At 31.8% G+C, this 16,674-nt stretch carries 17 protein-coding genes; 2 read left to right on the top strand and 15 right to left on the bottom strand.

Annotated elements, in window-relative coordinates; translation table 11 throughout:
- Positions 1-37 precede the first annotated feature (37 nt).
- From AC2D6V_RS09860 to mnmE, 6 genes are all read right to left on the bottom strand, one after another.
- A complete protein-coding gene (locus AC2D6V_RS09860; protein ID WP_484647974.1) occupies positions 38-919 on the bottom strand; it encodes a toprim domain-containing protein in 882 nt (293 codons plus the stop codon).
- Positions 920-1,127: 208 nt separating this feature from the next.
- Positions 1,128-2,333 (bottom strand): primase-helicase family protein, encoded by a 1,206-nt coding sequence (locus AC2D6V_RS09855; RefSeq protein WP_484647973.1) that lies wholly within the window; start codon positions 2,331-2,333, stop codon positions 1,128-1,130.
- A gap of 28 nt (positions 2,334-2,361) precedes the next feature.
- Positions 2,362-2,649, bottom strand: coding sequence for a helix-turn-helix domain-containing protein (locus AC2D6V_RS09850; protein ID WP_484647972.1), 288 nt, complete (start codon positions 2,647-2,649; stop codon positions 2,362-2,364).
- A gap of 324 nt (positions 2,650-2,973) precedes the next feature.
- Positions 2,974-4,110 carry a tyrosine-type recombinase/integrase gene (locus AC2D6V_RS09845; RefSeq protein WP_484647971.1) on the bottom strand — a complete coding sequence of 379 codons (1,137 nt, stop codon included), beginning with the start codon at positions 4,108-4,110 and terminating at the stop codon, positions 2,974-2,976.
- A 21-nt stretch (positions 4,111-4,131) separates the two neighbouring features.
- The gene (locus AC2D6V_RS09840; RefSeq protein ID WP_484647970.1) at positions 4,132-4,491 is read right to left on the bottom strand and encodes a helix-turn-helix transcriptional regulator; all 360 of its coding nucleotides are present in this window, start codon (positions 4,489-4,491) and stop codon (positions 4,132-4,134) included.
- 272 nt (positions 4,492-4,763) lie between these two features.
- A complete protein-coding gene (mnmE, locus tag AC2D6V_RS09835) occupies positions 4,764-6,167 on the bottom strand; it encodes a tRNA uridine-5-carboxymethylaminomethyl(34) synthesis GTPase MnmE (RefSeq protein WP_484647969.1) in 1,404 nt (467 codons plus the stop codon).
- 40 nt (positions 6,168-6,207) lie between these two features.
- Here mnmE and AC2D6V_RS09830 point away from each other — a divergent pair, with 40 nt between their 5' ends.
- Complete coding sequence (locus AC2D6V_RS09830; protein ID WP_484647968.1) at positions 6,208-7,341, top strand: redoxin domain-containing protein; 1,134 nt, start codon at positions 6,208-6,210, stop codon at positions 7,339-7,341.
- On the opposite strand, the gene AC2D6V_RS09825 is transcribed toward AC2D6V_RS09830, so the two are convergent.
- From AC2D6V_RS09825 to AC2D6V_RS09805, 5 genes are all read right to left on the bottom strand, one after another.
- On the bottom strand, positions 7,330-8,163 hold the full coding sequence (locus AC2D6V_RS09825; RefSeq protein WP_484647967.1) for a CvfB family protein: 834 nt from the start codon (positions 8,161-8,163) through the stop codon (positions 7,330-7,332). The two genes, AC2D6V_RS09830 and AC2D6V_RS09825, sit on opposite strands and share 12 nt — an antisense overlap.
- 97 nt (positions 8,164-8,260) lie before the next feature.
- Positions 8,261-8,599 carry a DUF2853 family protein gene (locus AC2D6V_RS09820; protein WP_484647966.1) on the bottom strand — a complete coding sequence of 113 codons (339 nt, stop codon included), beginning with the start codon at positions 8,597-8,599 and terminating at the stop codon, positions 8,261-8,263.
- An 88-nt stretch (positions 8,600-8,687) separates the two neighbouring features.
- On the bottom strand, positions 8,688-10,448 hold the full coding sequence (gene menD, locus AC2D6V_RS09815; RefSeq protein ID WP_484647965.1) for a 2-succinyl-5-enolpyruvyl-6-hydroxy-3-cyclohexene-1-carboxylic-acid synthase: 1,761 nt from the start codon (positions 10,446-10,448) through the stop codon (positions 8,688-8,690).
- Positions 10,449-10,499: 51 nt separating this feature from the next.
- On the bottom strand, positions 10,500-11,615 hold the full coding sequence (locus AC2D6V_RS09810) for a chorismate-binding protein (RefSeq protein ID WP_484647964.1): 1,116 nt from the start codon (positions 11,613-11,615) through the stop codon (positions 10,500-10,502).
- Positions 11,615-12,040, bottom strand: coding sequence for a PaaI family thioesterase (locus AC2D6V_RS09805; protein WP_484647963.1), 426 nt, complete (start codon positions 12,038-12,040; stop codon positions 11,615-11,617). The genes AC2D6V_RS09810 and AC2D6V_RS09805 overlap by 1 nt, the downstream gene beginning before the upstream one ends.
- A gap of 106 nt (positions 12,041-12,146) precedes the next feature.
- On the opposite strand from AC2D6V_RS09805, the gene AC2D6V_RS09800 reads away from it, so the two are divergent.
- Positions 12,147-12,722: a GNAT family N-acetyltransferase gene (locus AC2D6V_RS09800; protein ID WP_484647961.1), complete on the top strand. Its 576-nt coding sequence runs from the start codon at positions 12,147-12,149 to the stop codon at positions 12,720-12,722.
- Between the two features lie 48 nt (positions 12,723-12,770).
- Here the strand turns inward: AC2D6V_RS09800 and AC2D6V_RS09795 are convergent, their stop codons facing one another.
- The 4 genes from AC2D6V_RS09795 to AC2D6V_RS09780 all read right to left on the bottom strand — a co-directional run bounded on the left by AC2D6V_RS09795 (position 12,771) and on the right by AC2D6V_RS09780 (position 16,485).
- On the bottom strand, positions 12,771-14,216 hold the full coding sequence (locus AC2D6V_RS09795) for an MltF family protein (RefSeq protein WP_484647960.1): 1,446 nt from the start codon (positions 14,214-14,216) through the stop codon (positions 12,771-12,773).
- A gap of 5 nt (positions 14,217-14,221) precedes the next feature.
- Complete coding sequence (locus AC2D6V_RS09790; RefSeq protein WP_484647959.1) at positions 14,222-15,052, bottom strand: glycoside hydrolase family 16 protein; 831 nt, start codon at positions 15,050-15,052, stop codon at positions 14,222-14,224.
- A gap of 81 nt (positions 15,053-15,133) precedes the next feature.
- Positions 15,134-15,523, bottom strand: coding sequence for a bacillithiol system redox-active protein YtxJ (gene ytxJ, locus AC2D6V_RS09785; RefSeq protein ID WP_484647958.1), 390 nt, complete (start codon positions 15,521-15,523; stop codon positions 15,134-15,136).
- A gap of 125 nt (positions 15,524-15,648) precedes the next feature.
- On the bottom strand, positions 15,649-16,485 hold the full coding sequence (locus AC2D6V_RS09780; protein ID WP_484647957.1) for a glycoside hydrolase family 16 protein: 837 nt from the start codon (positions 16,483-16,485) through the stop codon (positions 15,649-15,651).
- Between the last annotated feature and the right edge of the window lie 189 nt (positions 16,486-16,674).

Genomic DNA, 16,674 nt, shown 5'->3' with positions numbered 1-16,674 from the left:
GTCAGATGTAATTCGCCATTAAACCTCTTAGTTGGTATCAAGAATTGTTATGGCTTATTTCATGTCTCAGTAAATCGTTTAAATCTTTATAATTTTTATAGCTTGAACTTTTATCAATTACATGTTTATACTTATTGATTAAATATTGAGCTGCCTTTTGTCCAGGGATATCATTATCCAAATACAGATGCACAAAGTCATATTCGGAAATGTATTTTTCAACATCCTTTATAAAATTGATGGAGTTTAAAACGAGGATATCTGAAATTTTTAATAGATTACTATCTAATGTTGCAATCGATAACAAATCAAACATACCTTCCAAAATGATTACTTGCTTTTTATTATTTTGGATATAAGTATAAAATTTAGGGCTGCTGCTATTTTTAAAAATCTTGTTACGCAATTCCCAGCCACCTTTATTGTTCTTTAATCCAATGGCGAAAAATTCAGATGTTTTATACTGGTACCAAACTTCTTTACAATACTTTTTTGCTATATCTAATGCAATACCTCTAAGTTTTAAATATTGAATTAAAGCAGGATGCATGATTTCTTGGACTTTAATGATTTCAATATTAGCAGCTGTCATTATATTAATAGCTGTTGTATCACACTGATGCTGTTGTTCAATTATGTTAATTGGAATGGAGTCACTTAAAAACATCAAGCTGTCTTGTATGGAACACTTTAAAACCTTGCATACTAAATCGATCACGTTTCCGCCTATACCTTCTCCATGGTCGTACCATCGATTCTTGATTTTAGAGACTTTAAAAGAGGCTTGGGTTTCTGACCTGAAAGGACTTAGAAACCAAGCTTCTTTTTCCGTTGTCCTTTTAGGAAAGTGTCCTAATTTTTCTAGCGCCTTTACGATAGAAAAGTTACGGGCTGTTTCACAATTTATTTTTCTTTTCATAAGCCAATGTGTTTTAAGGTGTTTTTTTGATGTTTTGATGATTTCACCTGTAAAGCCCTATAAATATTACAATTTCTTATTCATCAATTTTTCATCGTTTCATCATTCTTGATTTTTAATAGCCTTATTCTGTCATCATTATATTTTTTGATGACAAAATGATGAATAAATGATGACGGCTCTAGCCTCAGTAAATACAGTGGTTTCTTCAATCTGTCATCGTATCATCAAAATTTTTAGTTAAAAATGATTTTTGTACCGTAAAATATCTCCCTTTGGCATCCAATAAGTTTATATCTCCGTCCGTCCAGATCACAAATTTCTGATAGCTATTAGAGTTATCTTGGTTGATTAATTTCCAATCCCTTTTCAGTAATCGTCGTAATTGTGTCAAATCTGTTTTTACTCGAGTTCTATTGAGTGCTAATAATGCATCTAGCGGACATAAGTTTACTTCTTCAAGGTCAAATTTTTCAATGACGCTCAAAAGAATACTGGCTAGTTCCTTTTCTACTCGGTTACGATTATTTTGAACCAATTTTGTTAAAGCTCTGGTTTTTATTTGCAGTGACGTAAACCACATTCGGGTTAAGTGTTTTGATACTAGTTTTCTTTGCTTCAGATAGTACATAAAAGCAGGGATTTCTTTAATCAGGCTCTCTAGAAAATGGGTGTTCTCTTTTTCTAGTACAGGCACTTTAATGACCCAAAATCTAGTTTCATTAGCATCTATCTTTATAAAACTCTCTTCGTTATTGCTACATAAAATAAACTTACCAAAGAACTCTACTTCGCGTTTATCCTTGCCTTTAGCTTCCAATTTATTAATATTGGTAGTGCTTAAGTATTTTATCCGCTCCGTGAGTTCTTCTTTATTGAACAGGACTTCATCGATACAGATTAATAGCTTATTTGCCCAATCGGCATTAAACTGACTGCTAAAGCTGTCATTAGTTAAATAGGTCAAGTTGTTGTCAAAGATTTCCTTAAGCCATTTTAAGAAGGTACTTTTTCCAGTTGAGCGCTCTTTTGAAACCAAGCATAGAATGGGCAATACTTGAATGGGTTTTAGATATAATAATTGAAGATAGTCCAAACCTAATTCGTAGTGTTTTCCAAAAATGTGTTCTATGAATTCTAAGGAGTAAGCAATATCACCTTCCTTAGGCTGCTTCCCTAAAGGCGAATAGATATTATAAAACCCAAGGTGCTCCTGTTTGAAGTTTATATGGTTAGGAATACAAGTAAAGCCATCATATTTAGGAATCTTGCTTAAATGATCCTTTCCATGGTCTTGCTTTATAGTCTCCATATTCCAATGCACCAAGATGTCATTAAAGTGACCTGATATTGTCGGGGCTTTAACCTTTTTGTAATAGGACGTCCCAACTCGTATATAGGGTGTCTTTTTCATGAAAATTATTTTTTAAATGAAAATTGTCCTATTGTACTTTATGGCGCATGGTATATGCTAAAGCTTCCGCTTCTATATCGTGTTTTGACTTTCGTTTGTTATGGAGTAACCATTCCACAAGTTTTGCTTTCTCAAAAAAGAGCATTTTACCGTTGGGTTTGGAGTGCGGTATTATTCCTGAAGCCGTAAGCTTATATAGGTAACTTCTTGATATACCTGTATAGTCACAGGCTTCGTCAAAGGTTAGTACTTCTTTATGACCTATTAACAGTTTTTCTAAACGATCCAATCGTTCTAGTATTAATAAATTGTCCATTTTTATTCTTTTTAGATTTATAAAATGAACAAAAGCGCTTTTGTTTTCCCTTATGGGATGATGGAAATAAAAGTAAAAAATGTTGCTATTGAAAGAAGAAAAAAATTCAATTAGTTATTCACAAGTATTTGAAAAACAACAAATTAACTCAAAACACATCAAAATTAATTCAAATATTAAAGCATAATTTTATTTGACATTTTATGATATTAAATGACTCCATTTAAAATTGAAGATTAATGGTCGTTTTAAGACCTATTTTGAGTTATTAACAATGGAAACCAAAAGTTTTAGGAAATTTAGATATATGAAAACGCAGATATCCTAATCTTTAGAAATTTTTAAGACTGGAATACTATTAGCAGCTTCTTTCATTTTGACATCAATTATTTTAGCATAAATCTGAGTCGTTCTTATCTCTTTGTGTCCTAGTCGTTTTGAAACCGTATAAATATCTGCACCATTTTCTAATAACAATACAGCATTTGTATGTCTAGCACTGTGAAAAGTAATATGCTTTGAAATTCCTGCACGCATGCACCACTTTAAAATCTCTGCATTAAAATGAGCACCGTATTTAAGGCCTTTAAATACTTTATCATCTCTATTACCTCGTTCTCCTAACAGCTCTCTAGCTTGCTGCGAAATATAAAGATATTCGAGACCTTCGGTTTTCTTCTGTCTGAAAATAATCCTATAATCTTCCTCCTCTTCTCTTACTTCAGCCCACTTTAATTTATTGATATCACTCCAACGAAGCCCCGTAAGACAACTAAAGATAAACGCTCTTTTTAATACAGCATGTTTGCAAGTAGTTTCACTTAAAGCTTGCAGCTCTGAATGTGTTAGATATTCTCTTTTAGATTCACCTTGACTAAAACCTTTAACAGATTTAACAACATCTACATTCAAATACCCTTCAGCATAAGCCTCCCTAAGTACCGCACGTAATTTATTGAAATAAGTATATTTTGTGTTTTGAGATAATGGTGTACCTCCATTAGTTTTAGCCTCTGTATTAAGGTGTTTTTTGAATCCTTTTAAAAAATTCTCATCAATATCTTTAATGGCTAGATTTGCTGGACAATAACGTTCTAAATGCTTGAAAGCAGCTTCCCAATTATCATAATTACCTTTGCTTTCGTATCTATCTTCTTTAAGCTTATTATAATAATCCAAGAATAAAACTTTTCCTTTATTGTTATCTTCAATATTAAATTTACCTTTTATTAATTCTGCTTTTTTAAGTGTCAGTATGTTTTCTGCCAATTGCAATGTTTCTTTATTTTCATTCTTTTCAGAAGTATTGATTGGGTCAACATGCAGGTAGAGCTTTAAATACTCAAAGCTCCTGTTGTGAGTTTGTTTTCCATTCTCATCTATGGAATATCCTCTATAATATTCCAAATACAAACTATAACGTCCGCTTGCAAGTTTCTTCTTTTTAAGACTAATTTTCATAATTTAAATACAATATTAAAATCACGACTTATTAAATAGATCATCTATATCAGAACGTTTAATTCTTGTTGTCCTACTCCCTAAACTAACCGTTTTAATGGTACCATTGTTAATATTACGATAAACTGTTTTAATGGAACAATTTAAAAGAACTGAAACCTCTTTAGCTGTCAAAAAATCCAAGGCATTCAATTTATCTAATTCGAATGAAACTTTCTGACTCGTTTCTTCATTACTTTTTGAAATTTTTACTCCTCTAGTTTTTTCTTTATAATGCCTGCTGTTGCATTTGTGCGAACAATATTTAGTTTTAGTTGTTCTTGCTGTGAATTCTTCTTTACAGTATTTACAAATTCTTTGCACATGAATATTACTACTCATAGGAATTGGAATTAAAGAGAATTAAGAGGCTCTAAGTGGTTATAAGAAGCCTTTAATATCTCTAAGTGACATTTTTGGCGAGATTACCGAAAATGAGGTGTAAATTTTACACCTTTTTCAAATTTAATGAAAAAAGATGTAAAAACGGTGTAAAAATATTGAAATAATTAACCTACAAAGGAAAGAGTAAGAAAAAACAAACAATTATAAACACTTGATTTACAATATTTTGATGTCAATTGAATTCAATTGATATCAAATGACTTACTTATTTATTTGCCGATACAAAAATTAGCAAAAATATTACCTAGTAAATCATCATTTGTAATCTCACCAGTAATCTCACCGAAGTGATACAATGCCTGACGAATATCTATCGCAAGTAAATCCCCAGACAAACCAGAATCTAACCCGTGTTGAACTTTATCAATCTCTTCAAAGGCTTTCAATAACGAATCATAATGGCGAGAGTTAGTAACAATGGTATCATTATTTCTGAGTGCACCCGTGTTTACAAAACTGAGTAGTTTTTCTTGAAGCGCGCCGACACCCGTTTTATGTTTTGCTGATAATGCAATGAAGTGAGACCTTTCGACTGCGCTCAAGTTGATATCTAATTTTGATTTATCTTCATCAGAAAGTTTATCAATTTTATTGGCAATGATTAGAAGCGGTTTTTGTGGATACTTATTTTTTATTTTTTCTATTTCAACCTTAAATGTTGAACTAGATGATTTAAAATCGGATGCATCAAATAAATAAATAACGACTTGAGCTTGATCTATTTTCTCAAATGTTTTTTTTATTCCTATACTTTCAACCACATCTTTGGTTTCTCTTATTCCTGCTGTATCAATAAATCGAAAACCTATACCTCCAATTGATATTTCATCTTCTATAGTGTCTCTTGTTGTTCCAGCAATGTCTGAAACTATAGCACGCTCCTCATTTAACAAGGCATTTAAAAGTGTTGATTTACCCACATTAGGCTCCCCAACAATAGCCACAGGAATGCCGTTTTTAATAACGTTTCCAACCGCAAACGAATCTATTAATCGCTTTAATACAAATGTAATACGCTCCACCAACTCTTTAAATTGTGTTCTATCTGCAAATTCAACATCTTCTTCAGCGAAATCTAATTCTAATTCTATAAGAGAAGCAAAATTTAAAAGCTCTTCGCGAAGTTTAGCAATTTCAGATGAAAAACCACCACGCATTTGTTGCATCGCTATCTGGTGAGATGCTTCATTATCGCTAGAGATTAAATCGGCCACTGCCTCAGCTTGAGACAAATCTAACTTACCATTTAAAAAGGCGCGTAAAGTAAATTCTCCTGCTGTAGCCATTCTGCAACCTTTCCGAAGAAATAATTGTATAATTTCTTGTTGAATATAATTAGAACCGTGGCAAGATATTTCTACAACATTTTCGCCTGTATAAGAATTAGGGTTTTTAAAAATAGAAACTAAAACTTCATCTAAGGTTTTATTATCATCAATAATATGCCCTAAATGAATGGTGTGTGTAGCTTGATTATTCAATTTTTTTCCAGAAATAGATTTAAACTGAGCTTCCGCAAGTTTGATAGCATCTTTACCTGATAATCTTATAATTGCAATCGCTCCTGCACCAGAAGGCGTTGCTAAAGCTACTATAGTTTCATTATTCAACATATGGCAAAAATAATTATATTTGGCCTAAAATACCCCAGCAATGAAACAACTTATCATTTTTATTTTTTTAGCAGTAGTATTAGCCTGTCAAGCTCCTAAAAGGACTGATAGTTATGTAATTGAAGCCAAGGCTCCTGGAGTCTATAATGGTATGCGCGCTTATTTAAGAGTACCTAACGAGCGTGGACAGATGGTAAATAAAGATACAGCCATTGTTTTAGATGAAAAATTTTCCTTTAAAGGAGTACAAATAGAACCAGTATTAGAATATATATTTATAAATGGCTCCGAAGGTTTTTTACCGTTAATTGTTGAAAATGGAGATATCACTATTGTTATTGAAAAAGATAGCATACATGCTTCAAAAATTTATGGAACATCAAATAATGATATTTATCAAACTTACGCTGCTACCCAAAAAAAACTCAACAATAAAATAAAGAAACTAAGCGACGATTATAGAAATGCCACCATAAATAATAGTCCTGAACAGCAAGCTATTTATGAAACCATTAATGCAGTGCGAAAAGATCTAATCGACTTACCTCTAACTTTCTCAAAAGAACATATAGACTCTGATATTTCTGTTATTTTACTGAGTGAAGCTATTAAAGTTAAAAGTGCTGAATTTGAGCCTATTGCAAGTGCCTTCGCGAGTCTATCTGAAGAATTAAAAACATCAACTAATGGGCAAAAAATTAATAATTTTATCGAGACTCAAAAACGCATAAAAGAACTTGAAAAAGCAACACAAATAGGCAGTGTTGCTCCAAATTTTAGGGCTCTAACACCAGAAGGGAATGAACTTGGATTGAATGACGTTAAAGGAAAAGTGACTCTAATTGATTTTTGGGCTTCGTGGTGTGGTCCTTGCAGAAGAGAAAACCCAAATGTTGTGAAAGTTTATAATGAATATCATGATAAAGGTTTAGAAATAATTAGTGTTTCTCTTGACAGAAATGGGCAAAAAGACAGGTGGATTAAAGCTATAAAGGATGATAAAATGAATTGGCATCATATTTCTAACTTACAATATTGGCAAGATCCTATTGCTAAAATGTATGGTGTTAGAGGTATTCCAGCTACTTTTTTATTAGATGCTGAAGGGAAAATTGTAGCTAAAAATTTAAGAGGACCTGCTTTAGAAAGTAAAGTTTCTGAATTACTCGATTAAATAAATACCATCGGGCTTAATTTCTATTAAACGCTTTTTGTATAGTGTTCCAAGCGCTTTTTTAAAGTTCTTCTTACTCATTTGAAGCATCTCTTTAATAGCTTCTGGACTAGATTTGTCGGTTAGTTCTAAATACCCACTATTGTCATTTAGCTCTTCCATAATGCGGTCGGCATTTGGCTCAATATTCCTATAACCAATTTGACCAAGTGAAATATCTAGTTTATTTCCTGAGCGTATTTTATTAACAATACCTTTTAATTTATCGCCAACACTTAAGTCAGTGAAAATATTATTCTTGTAAATAAGCCCTTTGTGTTTTTTATTGACAATAACATTCATCCCGATATCTGAAGGATGCGAAACAATTAAATCGACTTCATCGAATTGTTCAATGCTAAGCTCATTATTATCTAAAAACCTATTTGTTTTACTAGATGCCACTAGCCTATCGGTTTTTTCATCAAGATAACAATGCACCAAATACCAACCACCTGCCTTCATTTTAAAGGCTTGCTCTTTAAATGGACAAAACAATTCTTTTACCAGTCCCCAATCTAAAAAAGCACCATAATCTGTTACTTGATTACATCGTAACAAGGCAAAATCATTTAACTCTATATAGGGTTTATCGGTTGTTGCAACAGGACGTTCTTCGTTATCCAAATACACAAATACTTCAATTTTATCCCATATCTTGAATGATTCTGGAACATACCTATTTGGTAATAACACTTCATTATCTTCTTCATCTATCAAATAAACCCCTTGTTCTGCTTCTCGCAGAATTTCCAAGGTATTATATTGCCCTAATTTTATCATGCGACAAAGGTAATATATTATAGTGTTTCGTATTTAAATTTAATGCAAAGAAAAAGCGTCGCAATTGCGACGCTCTAAAAAACATTCAAACCAAATACTAATAAACAGATTCTTTACCAAAATGCTTTGTTAGTAAATAATAAACAACCGCTCTATATTTATTTCTATTAGATTTACCATATTGCTCCATTACTGCAGCAATTCCTGCATCTAGATTAGCACCATCGCTTAATCCTAATTTTTTAATTAGAAAGTTATTTTTAACTGTTGCTAATTCAGATTCGTCTGAACCAGAAACTGTTGAAGAATCAGCATTATAGATTGATGGACCGCAACCAATTGTTACTTTAGTTAATAAATCCATGTCTGCATTTACACCACATTTGTCTTTTAAATCGGCAGCATACTTTACAATAAGTTCATCTCTTTTACTCATGATAAGATAATTTTTTTAAGGGTTAATATTATATTTTAAAGATAACTGTTTTTTAGACACATAAAACTGATCTAGGTCACATTTCATTTTATACTATATAATTAAAGTAGTCTAAAAGTACTGTGTCATTAATAGTTCTTGGAGTAAATATTTCTAACAATTTTGCACGTTTAGATTTCTTGTATAACGATTTCAATTCTAAACTTAATTCCTCTTCATTTGACGCCTTAAAATAATCAAGTCCGTACATTTCACAGAGATGTTTAGCCGTCAACTCATGTTTTGTTTCAAAAAACCGATCGAAATTTTTAGTGTTTTTATGTCCAGGTAAAATTCTAAAAATGCCACCACCTCCATTGTTTATTAGAATAATTCTGAAATTAGCTGGAATATGATTATTCCATAACGCATTACTATCGTAAAAGAAGCTTAAGTCTCCTGTAATGAATATTGTTTGCTTTTTATTTACTACTGCGCATCCTATTGCTGTCGACATACTACCATCGATACCACTGGTGCCTCTATTACAAAAAACTTGAATGGTTTTGTTTAACTTATATAATTGCAAATAACGAATTGCTGAACTATTTCCTGCTTGTAGGATACTGTTGACTGGTAATGATTTTATTAAAAGGTCAAATACGCTAAAATCACTAAATGGAATCTCCCTTAAGTATTGTGCATGCTTTTTTAATCGATTTTCCTTTACTGTTGTCCAATCATCTTTGTAATCGCTTTTCGCGAAATGTGTAATTTTAGGTAAGAACATTTCGAAAAAGGCATTCGGATTTAATTTTATATGATTGGTTAAACAAAAAAATGTGTTGTTGGCCATTTTTTCATCTATATGCCAATGTGCTTTAGGTTGCTGTTTTCGCAATAATGCTTTTATCTTTTTTGAAATTATCAAGCCACCAAAAGTTAATAATATATCAGGCCGTAACTGCTTTTCTTCATCTTCGGATAACGGTGCAATAATTTGATCTATGCTTGGCAGAAAATTAGGATGATTTATATTAGAAGTCGTTTCTGTAAATACAATAACACTATCGTCTTCATCTAATTCATCTAACCACCTTTGCTCTATAGTGTTTGGTGTATTCGAACCGATTAGTATCATTTTTTTATTTGCAGATGTCCATGATTCTAAACATTCTTTTAATGTGTAATCATCCAAAGGTTTTACTTTAGTTTGAATATCAATTGATTTTGGAGATACGTGTAAATTTTCAGTAGTTTCATACAAAGGCTCATCCAAGGGAATATTAATATGTACTGGTCCTTTGGTGTACATACTATAATTAATAGCTGCGTTTATTTCTTCTTCATTAAAACTTTGAATATCCTTTTGCAAACCAAGCATTCGCTCTAGCTTATTTTCCAAATTTTTCATGATTGGCAACTCCTCTGTAGCAGGCACGTTCTTTTCATCTTTTAAATCGAGCTTCAAATTAGCTGAATATAAAATATGATTTTCGAATATATGCTTCTGATTAATTGTTTGACCATCACCAATACCAATTAAATGTTTTGGTCTGTCGGCAGAAAGAACAACCAAAGGAATATTACTATAGAATGCTTCGGCTACGGCAGGATAATAATTCAACAAAGCGCTTCCTGAAGTACAAACAACAGCTGTTGGTTCTTTTAATTGCTGCGCTATTCCTAGAGCAAAAAAAGCAGCACAGCGCTCATCTACAATGCTGTAACAAGTAAAAAAAATATCGTTAGTAAAACCAATTGTCAATGGTGCATTTCTACTCCCTGGAGAAATAACAATATGTTTTATATTTTTTGCTTTGCAAAGCTGCACAACCGTTTGTGCAAGTGGAATATTTGGGTGTATCATGTATCCTTAAATGAATAGGTAAAAATAAGAAATCGGTAACTAACTTTTGTATTACAACACGCTTTTAATTACCAAAGATTTAGACACTGTTTCTTCCCATTCCTTTTCTGGGTTTGAGGTTTCTGTGATGCCTCCGCCAACATATATTAATGCTTTTTGATCTTTTAATTGCATGCATCGTAAATTCACATATAGTTGTGTGCTTTTTCGAGTAATTGCATATGCTCTATTTTCTATATTACGCTTACTTAATCTTGGAGCTAAATTTGTATTCAAATTTAGCTCACCTAAAAAACCTGTATAAAACTCACGACAATAGTTTTCATGTTTTAAAATAAATTCCTTTGCTTTTTGTTTTGGTAACCCACAAACTGCAGGTGTAGGATGCAAAGACGTAATTACTTTGCTTAACTTACTATCAGTTTTTAAACGCGCTGTTACCATGGTTTTTAAATGCAGTAAATTTCCGGCTCTTACTGTTTCGGTTTCAGAAACCTTTAAGTCTTCGGCAAATGGTTTAAGATTATCAATTATAAAATCGGTTACAAATTGCTGTTCTTGTTTTTCTTTTAATTGCCAATTTACATCTAGTGAACCTTTATAATCCTGAGTTCCTGCCAATGCCATAATAGAAAATTGTTTACCCTCAATTTTTACCAAAGTTTCAGGGGTTGCTCCTAGCCATAACCCTACTTTTGGATGATACCAGCAATACACAAATGCAGCTTTATAAATATTTAAAAGATTTTTTAAAATTTCGATTGGATCACTTTTTTCCAGATTTACAGATTCCATTCTAGAAAGTACAACTTTTTGAAAAGTATTTTTCTTAATGGCATCAATACCTTTTTTAACTAGGTTGATGTGATTGAGTTTTTGTGATTCAACGAAATCTTGTTTCAATCGCGATGTCTGAACTTTGCCCGACATCACAAAAGAGATATTAATACTTTCAGATTTATCTAATGGCATTAAAATGGTGCCTTCTCTATCATCATATGGTGAAAAAACGAAACCACTTTCATCAAAATATGTTGTTTTGTATAATATGTCATTGCCTTGCAGTAGTCCACATACTTTATCTCTATTAGGCTTTTTATAAGCAACAAAAGGTAAGTTGTTCTTGTATTGGTCCTGAAGACGACCAAAAAACTGGGCGTCTGTCATTATTTCTTTCTAGGAAGTGAAATAGTGGTTAGCTTGCAAATTGAAATAAGGCTGTCATCATCATCAGTAATCTTAATTTCTAATATTTGAGTGGTTCTACCTTTATGCACAAACTTTGCGGTAGCGTAAACATATCCATCTTTAACACTTTTAACATGGTTTGCACTAATTTCGATTCCGCGTACAAAAAAATTTTTAGTATCTAATAAAAGTTCAGCAGCGAAACTACCCGTAGTTTCAGCTAATGCAACCGTAGCACCACCATGTAATACACCATCTGGTTGGTGTACACGTTTATTAACTGGCATTTTACCAACAACAAAATCATCACCAAACTCTATTATTTCTATTTCCAAAGTTTCCATTAAAGTATTCTTGGTAATAGCATTAGCACGTGTTAAAATCTCTTCTTTAGATAACTGCATTAAAAACGGATTTACTGTATGCCGTAAAAATACAAAATGCATAATAACAGGTAAAACAATTAGCACAAGTAATTTATCTTTGTTATTTCAATTTATCTTTTATTATATGCTCGCACCAACTTTAGAAAACCAAATTGTTAGATTATCTCCTTTAGGACTAAACAATTACACAAACCTTATCGAAATTGCAAAACAAGAAAATCTAGTACAATATTCTCCAACGAAAATTGACACAGAAAAAGATTTAAGGGATTATGTCCAAAAAGCAGTTGATGGGCTTTATAGAAAAACAACTATTCCTTTTATAGTTTATGATAAAAGACAAAATCTGTATGCTGGAAACACACATTTTATGAACATTAGTTGGAAAAACAAAGTATTAGAAATTGGTTCCACTTGGATAGGTAAAGAGTTTCATGGAACAGGGCTTAACAAACAAATGAAATTTTTAATGCTTCGTTACGCTTTTGAAGAATTACATTTCGATAAGGTAGCTTTTCGAGCCGACGAGCGAAACACACCTTCAAGGAAAGCCATTGAAAAATTAGGTGCTACATTAGAAGGTATTTTAAGAAAAGACACCCTAATGCTTGACGGGTTTAAACGCAGTACTGCTTGCTATGGTATACTTTCTGAAGAATGGCCAGCCATAAAATCTAAAATATTTGATGATTTTGAATAGTTAAATTACATTAATTGTTTGGCTAAATTAAACAGTATTTAATCCTTTCTATTTTTTGATAAATTGAACATAATGTTGGTGACGCTCGAAGATCTGTTTAACGTAATTGTACGGTTCTAATCCTCTTACATAGCCATATTTTACTACCGAATGATTATAATAATCTGGTTTACTCAATTTTAAAACTATGTTTTCAACATTATCATCCCATAAATATCTATTTAAACCTTTTTCTTCTGCTAAATTTTGAGCATCAAGCACATGTCCTAAGCCACAATTATATGATGCCAAAGCAAATTTTATGCGCTGAATAGAATCTGTGACTTGCTCAAAATTTTTCCACATTTGATTCAAATATTTAGTACCTCCTTTTATACTTTGTTCTGGGTCAGCCCTATTAGTGACTCCAAGACTTTCTGCTGTTTTTGGCATTAACTGCATTAATCCAGATGCTTTTGCCCAAGAACTTACCCTGGGGTCAAATTTTGATTCTTGATAAACTTGCGATGCTACTAATCTCCAATCCCAATTTATAACTTTTGAATATTTTTTTATTAAATCGTCATAAGGACTTATTTGCTGTTTGTTTAAACTGTAAAAGTTACTTCTTATGCGCCTTCTAAAGAATTTCTTGTTTTTAAAATACTTATTATAAATTACATTGAAATCTATCTTTCTTTTTATTTGTTTTAGCCAATTATTGGTTGCTTCTAGTAAATTTTTGGAATCATGTCTTGTAGCCCAGGCAATGCGCTGAGAAAAACTAACCGGCACCTTTACATCCAAAATGGGGTAATATGTAGCCATAATACTAGCTATATTATTGTCTGCAATGGTATATTTAATATCTCCTTCAACAACTTTCTCTATAATTTCATCTGTAGTCATTTCTCCAGATATTGTATTTACATGAATGATTCCTCCCAATTCTTCGGATAAGTTATTTACCCTCTCTTTGTAAGATGTCATATCTCTAACAGAAATAGTGTCTCCTAATAAACCTATTGGGTCGTGTACTAAAGTCTTCTTTAACTTTCCCCAAGACATGCTTCTCCAATTGTCAGGTTTTTTTTGTACTAAAACTTGCTTGGTTAAGTACAAATGATCCGTAAATGAAACATCTTCTTTTCTATCTGAAGTGATTGTTAACCCATGGGCAACAATATCCCCGTCACCATTATTTAATTTCTCAAAAAGTTCATTTACATTATTTACAACAACCATTTCTAAGGTCACATCTAAATACTTGGCTAATCGTTCAAGTAATTCAAATTCGTACCCCATTGGCCTCCCTTTATACAGATAGTAAGTCGTCCCGCTATATACCGTTAAAGCCCTCAGAGTACCAGAAGCTTTTATTTCCTCTAAATCTCTTTTTTGGCTAATTTCTTTTACTTCAGCATTTTTTAATGAATCTTTTTCGCAACAAAAAAGTAATAACAATGCAAAACCAACCAACCAAGCGTGCTTATATAAATGGACTTTCTCTTTCATTAAAGCTATTGGTAAACTCTTATATAATCAACCACCATAGCACTTTCAACAAAAGAAGGCTCAATATCTGGTTCAATAGCTATATTGAGTAATATATACTGATCTGAATTAAATGGCCAAGTATCTGAATCTTTTATCTTAGGATTATAAGTATAATGTGCAACACCATCAATGCTAAATATCATTTTTTCTTTAGACCACTCTAAAGTATACGTATGAAATTGATTTGAAACATTTTCTAAAACTTGACTCCCAAGATTCACAACATCATCTCCTGCACTAGACCCAGTATGAACAGCACTTTGAATATGATTTTGCTTTTTCCCCCAATGTTCTAATATGTCAACTTCTCCACATACAGGCCAATAGGTTGTGCCAAAACCTTGTCTTTGCCAATAAGCACCTGGTTCATCAATGTTTTTATTAAGCATCCATATGGCGGGCCAAGTACCAACCCCTGTTGGCATTTTTGCTCTAACTTCAACCTTGCCATAAGTAAATGCAAATTTTGAATTTAATCTGGCAGATGTATATTCCTTAATTTCTCCTTGATCATTAAGTATTTCTTTCTTAGCAACTATATTTAAAAAGCCATCTTTTACATAAGAATTATCTAATCTATCTGTATAATGATTTATTAAACCACCATACCAATCGCCTCCAGCTGGTAATTGTGTTTGATGAAACCATTTTTTTGAATTTATAGGACCATCTTTATCGAATTCATCTGACCAAACTAATGTATCGTACTTTACATTTGATTTGTTTTTAGATTTAGCACATTTTGTTGTTGAAAAGGAAATTAAGCTGAGTAATATAAATAGTTTAAAGCGCATACAAAAAGGGTATATTTAGATAATGATCTAAATATACCCTTTTTACTCAATACTTAAAAAAATTTAATATCAACTAAAAAATTATATGAACTTTTGAAGTTCAATATCATTAATAGCACCATGAGACTCATGAGCAACCACTACCCCATTTTTAATAACTAAAATTTGTGGCGATTGGTGAAGTACTTGAAACTTATAACCAACTTCATTAGAAACATCTCTATTGCTCAATAAGTCTAAATAATATAAATCTAATTCCTTCTCGTTAAATTGATAAGCATCAGTAAATTGTTTTATCACCATACTACTAATACCACAACGTGTAGAATGTTTAAAAATAACTTGAGTTTTAATTTCAGATTTTTTCTCAATATGACTTAATTGCCCTAAATCATTTAAAGGAATCCAAGGCAATACTTTTTCTTCTTTTGGTTCAGTAGAACCCCTAAATATTTTATTTAATAATCCCATAGGCTAAAAGTCGAATTTTATACAAAAGCTTACAAAGGTAATTTTATTGCGTGAAGACTTTATTCTAAGAAGGTAGATACTTATCAAAATTGTCCAGAATTTAATGGAATTCGCATAAAAGCGTATTATTGGTAAACTCTAACATAGTCGATTTCCATAACATCACTAGTGAAATCAGAATCAACATCAGCAGCTAAATTACCACCCATGGCAAGATTTAACAAAATATAAAACTCTTTATTATAAGGATCTACTGTCGGCATTTCGTTAACCAAAGTGTCATCAACATAAATTCTCATCGATTTCGCGTCCCATACTAATATATAATTATGAAAATTTTGAGAAGCATCCAAATTTGCTAATGGCACTCCTTTTGAATTCATTTGATAATCCACACCATTATGCCAATGCCATGTTGCTAAAGTTTCAGTTTTCAGTTTATTAGGCTCCATTATATCAATTTCACCACATTTAGGCCAAACAGTATTACCAAATCCCACATTGTTCCAATATCCCCCATTTTCCCTAATATTTTTACCTAATAACCAAATAGCTGGCCATGTACCAGCCACAGAAGGCAGTTTTGCTCGTATTTCAACTCTACCGTATTTAAAAGTAAATTTTGAATTTAATCTAGCAGAAGTATATTCTTTTTCATATCCCTGATCTGTATAATTCTCGCGAGTGGCTTTTATTTTTAAAGTTCCATTATCTACATATGAATTCAACTCTCTATTTGTGTAATGCTGTTCTTCATTATTTGCCCAAGCATTACCAAAAATTAACTTTGTTTGATGAAACCATTTTGTGGTATCTATTGCCCCAGTAACCTCAAATTCGTCAGACCAAATTAATGTATTAAATAAGGTAGAAGAATTAGTGGCTAAATCTTGTTGTGATTGTGCATTTAATACTAGAGAAGATTGAAAAGTTAGAAAAAGTATAAAAATAAAAACCCGCATAATTTATAATTTTGAATAACTATAAAAATAAAGCATTTAGATTGATTGTAAAAAAATAACGCCTATACAAAAGCCAAACAGGATATAACATTTTACAAATTTAATTAATGCCCGACAAAAAGTCACGAAACACCATGATTTTAAAGACATTTTGTCTTGTTTAATGCCTTGGTAAGGTATTTGACTTTT

Source organism: Algibacter sp. YIN40, assembly GCF_057219435.1.
This window is presented reverse-complemented; position numbering and strand designations above follow the sequence as displayed.

Bases quoted from the DNA above. Each gene is read 5' to 3' on its own strand.
- AC2D6V_RS09790 (WP_484647959.1), bottom strand. From the start codon at position 15,052: ATGCGCTTTAAACTATTTATATTACTCAGCTTAATTTCCTTTTCAACA.
- ytxJ (WP_484647958.1), bottom strand. From the start codon at position 15,523: ATGGGATTATTAAATAAAATATTTAGGGGTTCTACTGAACCAAAAGAA.
- AC2D6V_RS09780 (WP_484647957.1), bottom strand. From the start codon at position 16,485: ATGCGGGTTTTTATTTTTATACTTTTTCTAACTTTTCAATCTTCTCTA.
- AC2D6V_RS09840 (WP_484647970.1), bottom strand. From the start codon at position 4,491: ATGAGTAGTAATATTCATGTGCAAAGAATTTGTAAATACTGTAAAGAA.
- AC2D6V_RS09800 (WP_484647961.1), top strand. From the start codon at position 12,147: ATGCTCGCACCAACTTTAGAAAACCAAATTGTTAGATTATCTCCTTTA.
- AC2D6V_RS09820 (WP_484647966.1), bottom strand. From the start codon at position 8,599: ATGAGTAAAAGAGATGAACTTATTGTAAAGTATGCTGCCGATTTAAAA.
- AC2D6V_RS09830 (WP_484647968.1), top strand. From the start codon at position 6,208: ATGAAACAACTTATCATTTTTATTTTTTTAGCAGTAGTATTAGCCTGT.
- AC2D6V_RS09850 (WP_484647972.1), bottom strand. From the start codon at position 2,649: ATGGACAATTTATTAATACTAGAACGATTGGATCGTTTAGAAAAACTG.
- AC2D6V_RS09810 (WP_484647964.1), bottom strand. From the start codon at position 11,615: ATGACAGACGCCCAGTTTTTTGGTCGTCTTCAGGACCAATACAAGAAC.
- menD (WP_484647965.1), bottom strand. From the start codon at position 10,448: ATGATACACCCAAATATTCCACTTGCACAAACGGTTGTGCAGCTTTGC.
- mnmE (WP_484647969.1), bottom strand. From the start codon at position 6,167: ATGTTGAATAATGAAACTATAGTAGCTTTAGCAACGCCTTCTGGTGCA.
- AC2D6V_RS09795 (WP_484647960.1), bottom strand. From the start codon at position 14,216: ATGAAAGAGAAAGTCCATTTATATAAGCACGCTTGGTTGGTTGGTTTT.
- AC2D6V_RS09845 (WP_484647971.1), bottom strand. From the start codon at position 4,110: ATGAAAATTAGTCTTAAAAAGAAGAAACTTGCAAGCGGACGTTATAGT.
- AC2D6V_RS09825 (WP_484647967.1), bottom strand. From the start codon at position 8,163: ATGATAAAATTAGGGCAATATAATACCTTGGAAATTCTGCGAGAAGCA.
- AC2D6V_RS09860 (WP_484647974.1), bottom strand. From the start codon at position 919: ATGAAAAGAAAAATAAATTGTGAAACAGCCCGTAACTTTTCTATCGTA.
- AC2D6V_RS09805 (WP_484647963.1), bottom strand. From the start codon at position 12,040: ATGCAGTTATCTAAAGAAGAGATTTTAACACGTGCTAATGCTATTACC.
- AC2D6V_RS09855 (WP_484647973.1), bottom strand. From the start codon at position 2,333: ATGAAAAAGACACCCTATATACGAGTTGGGACGTCCTATTACAAAAAG.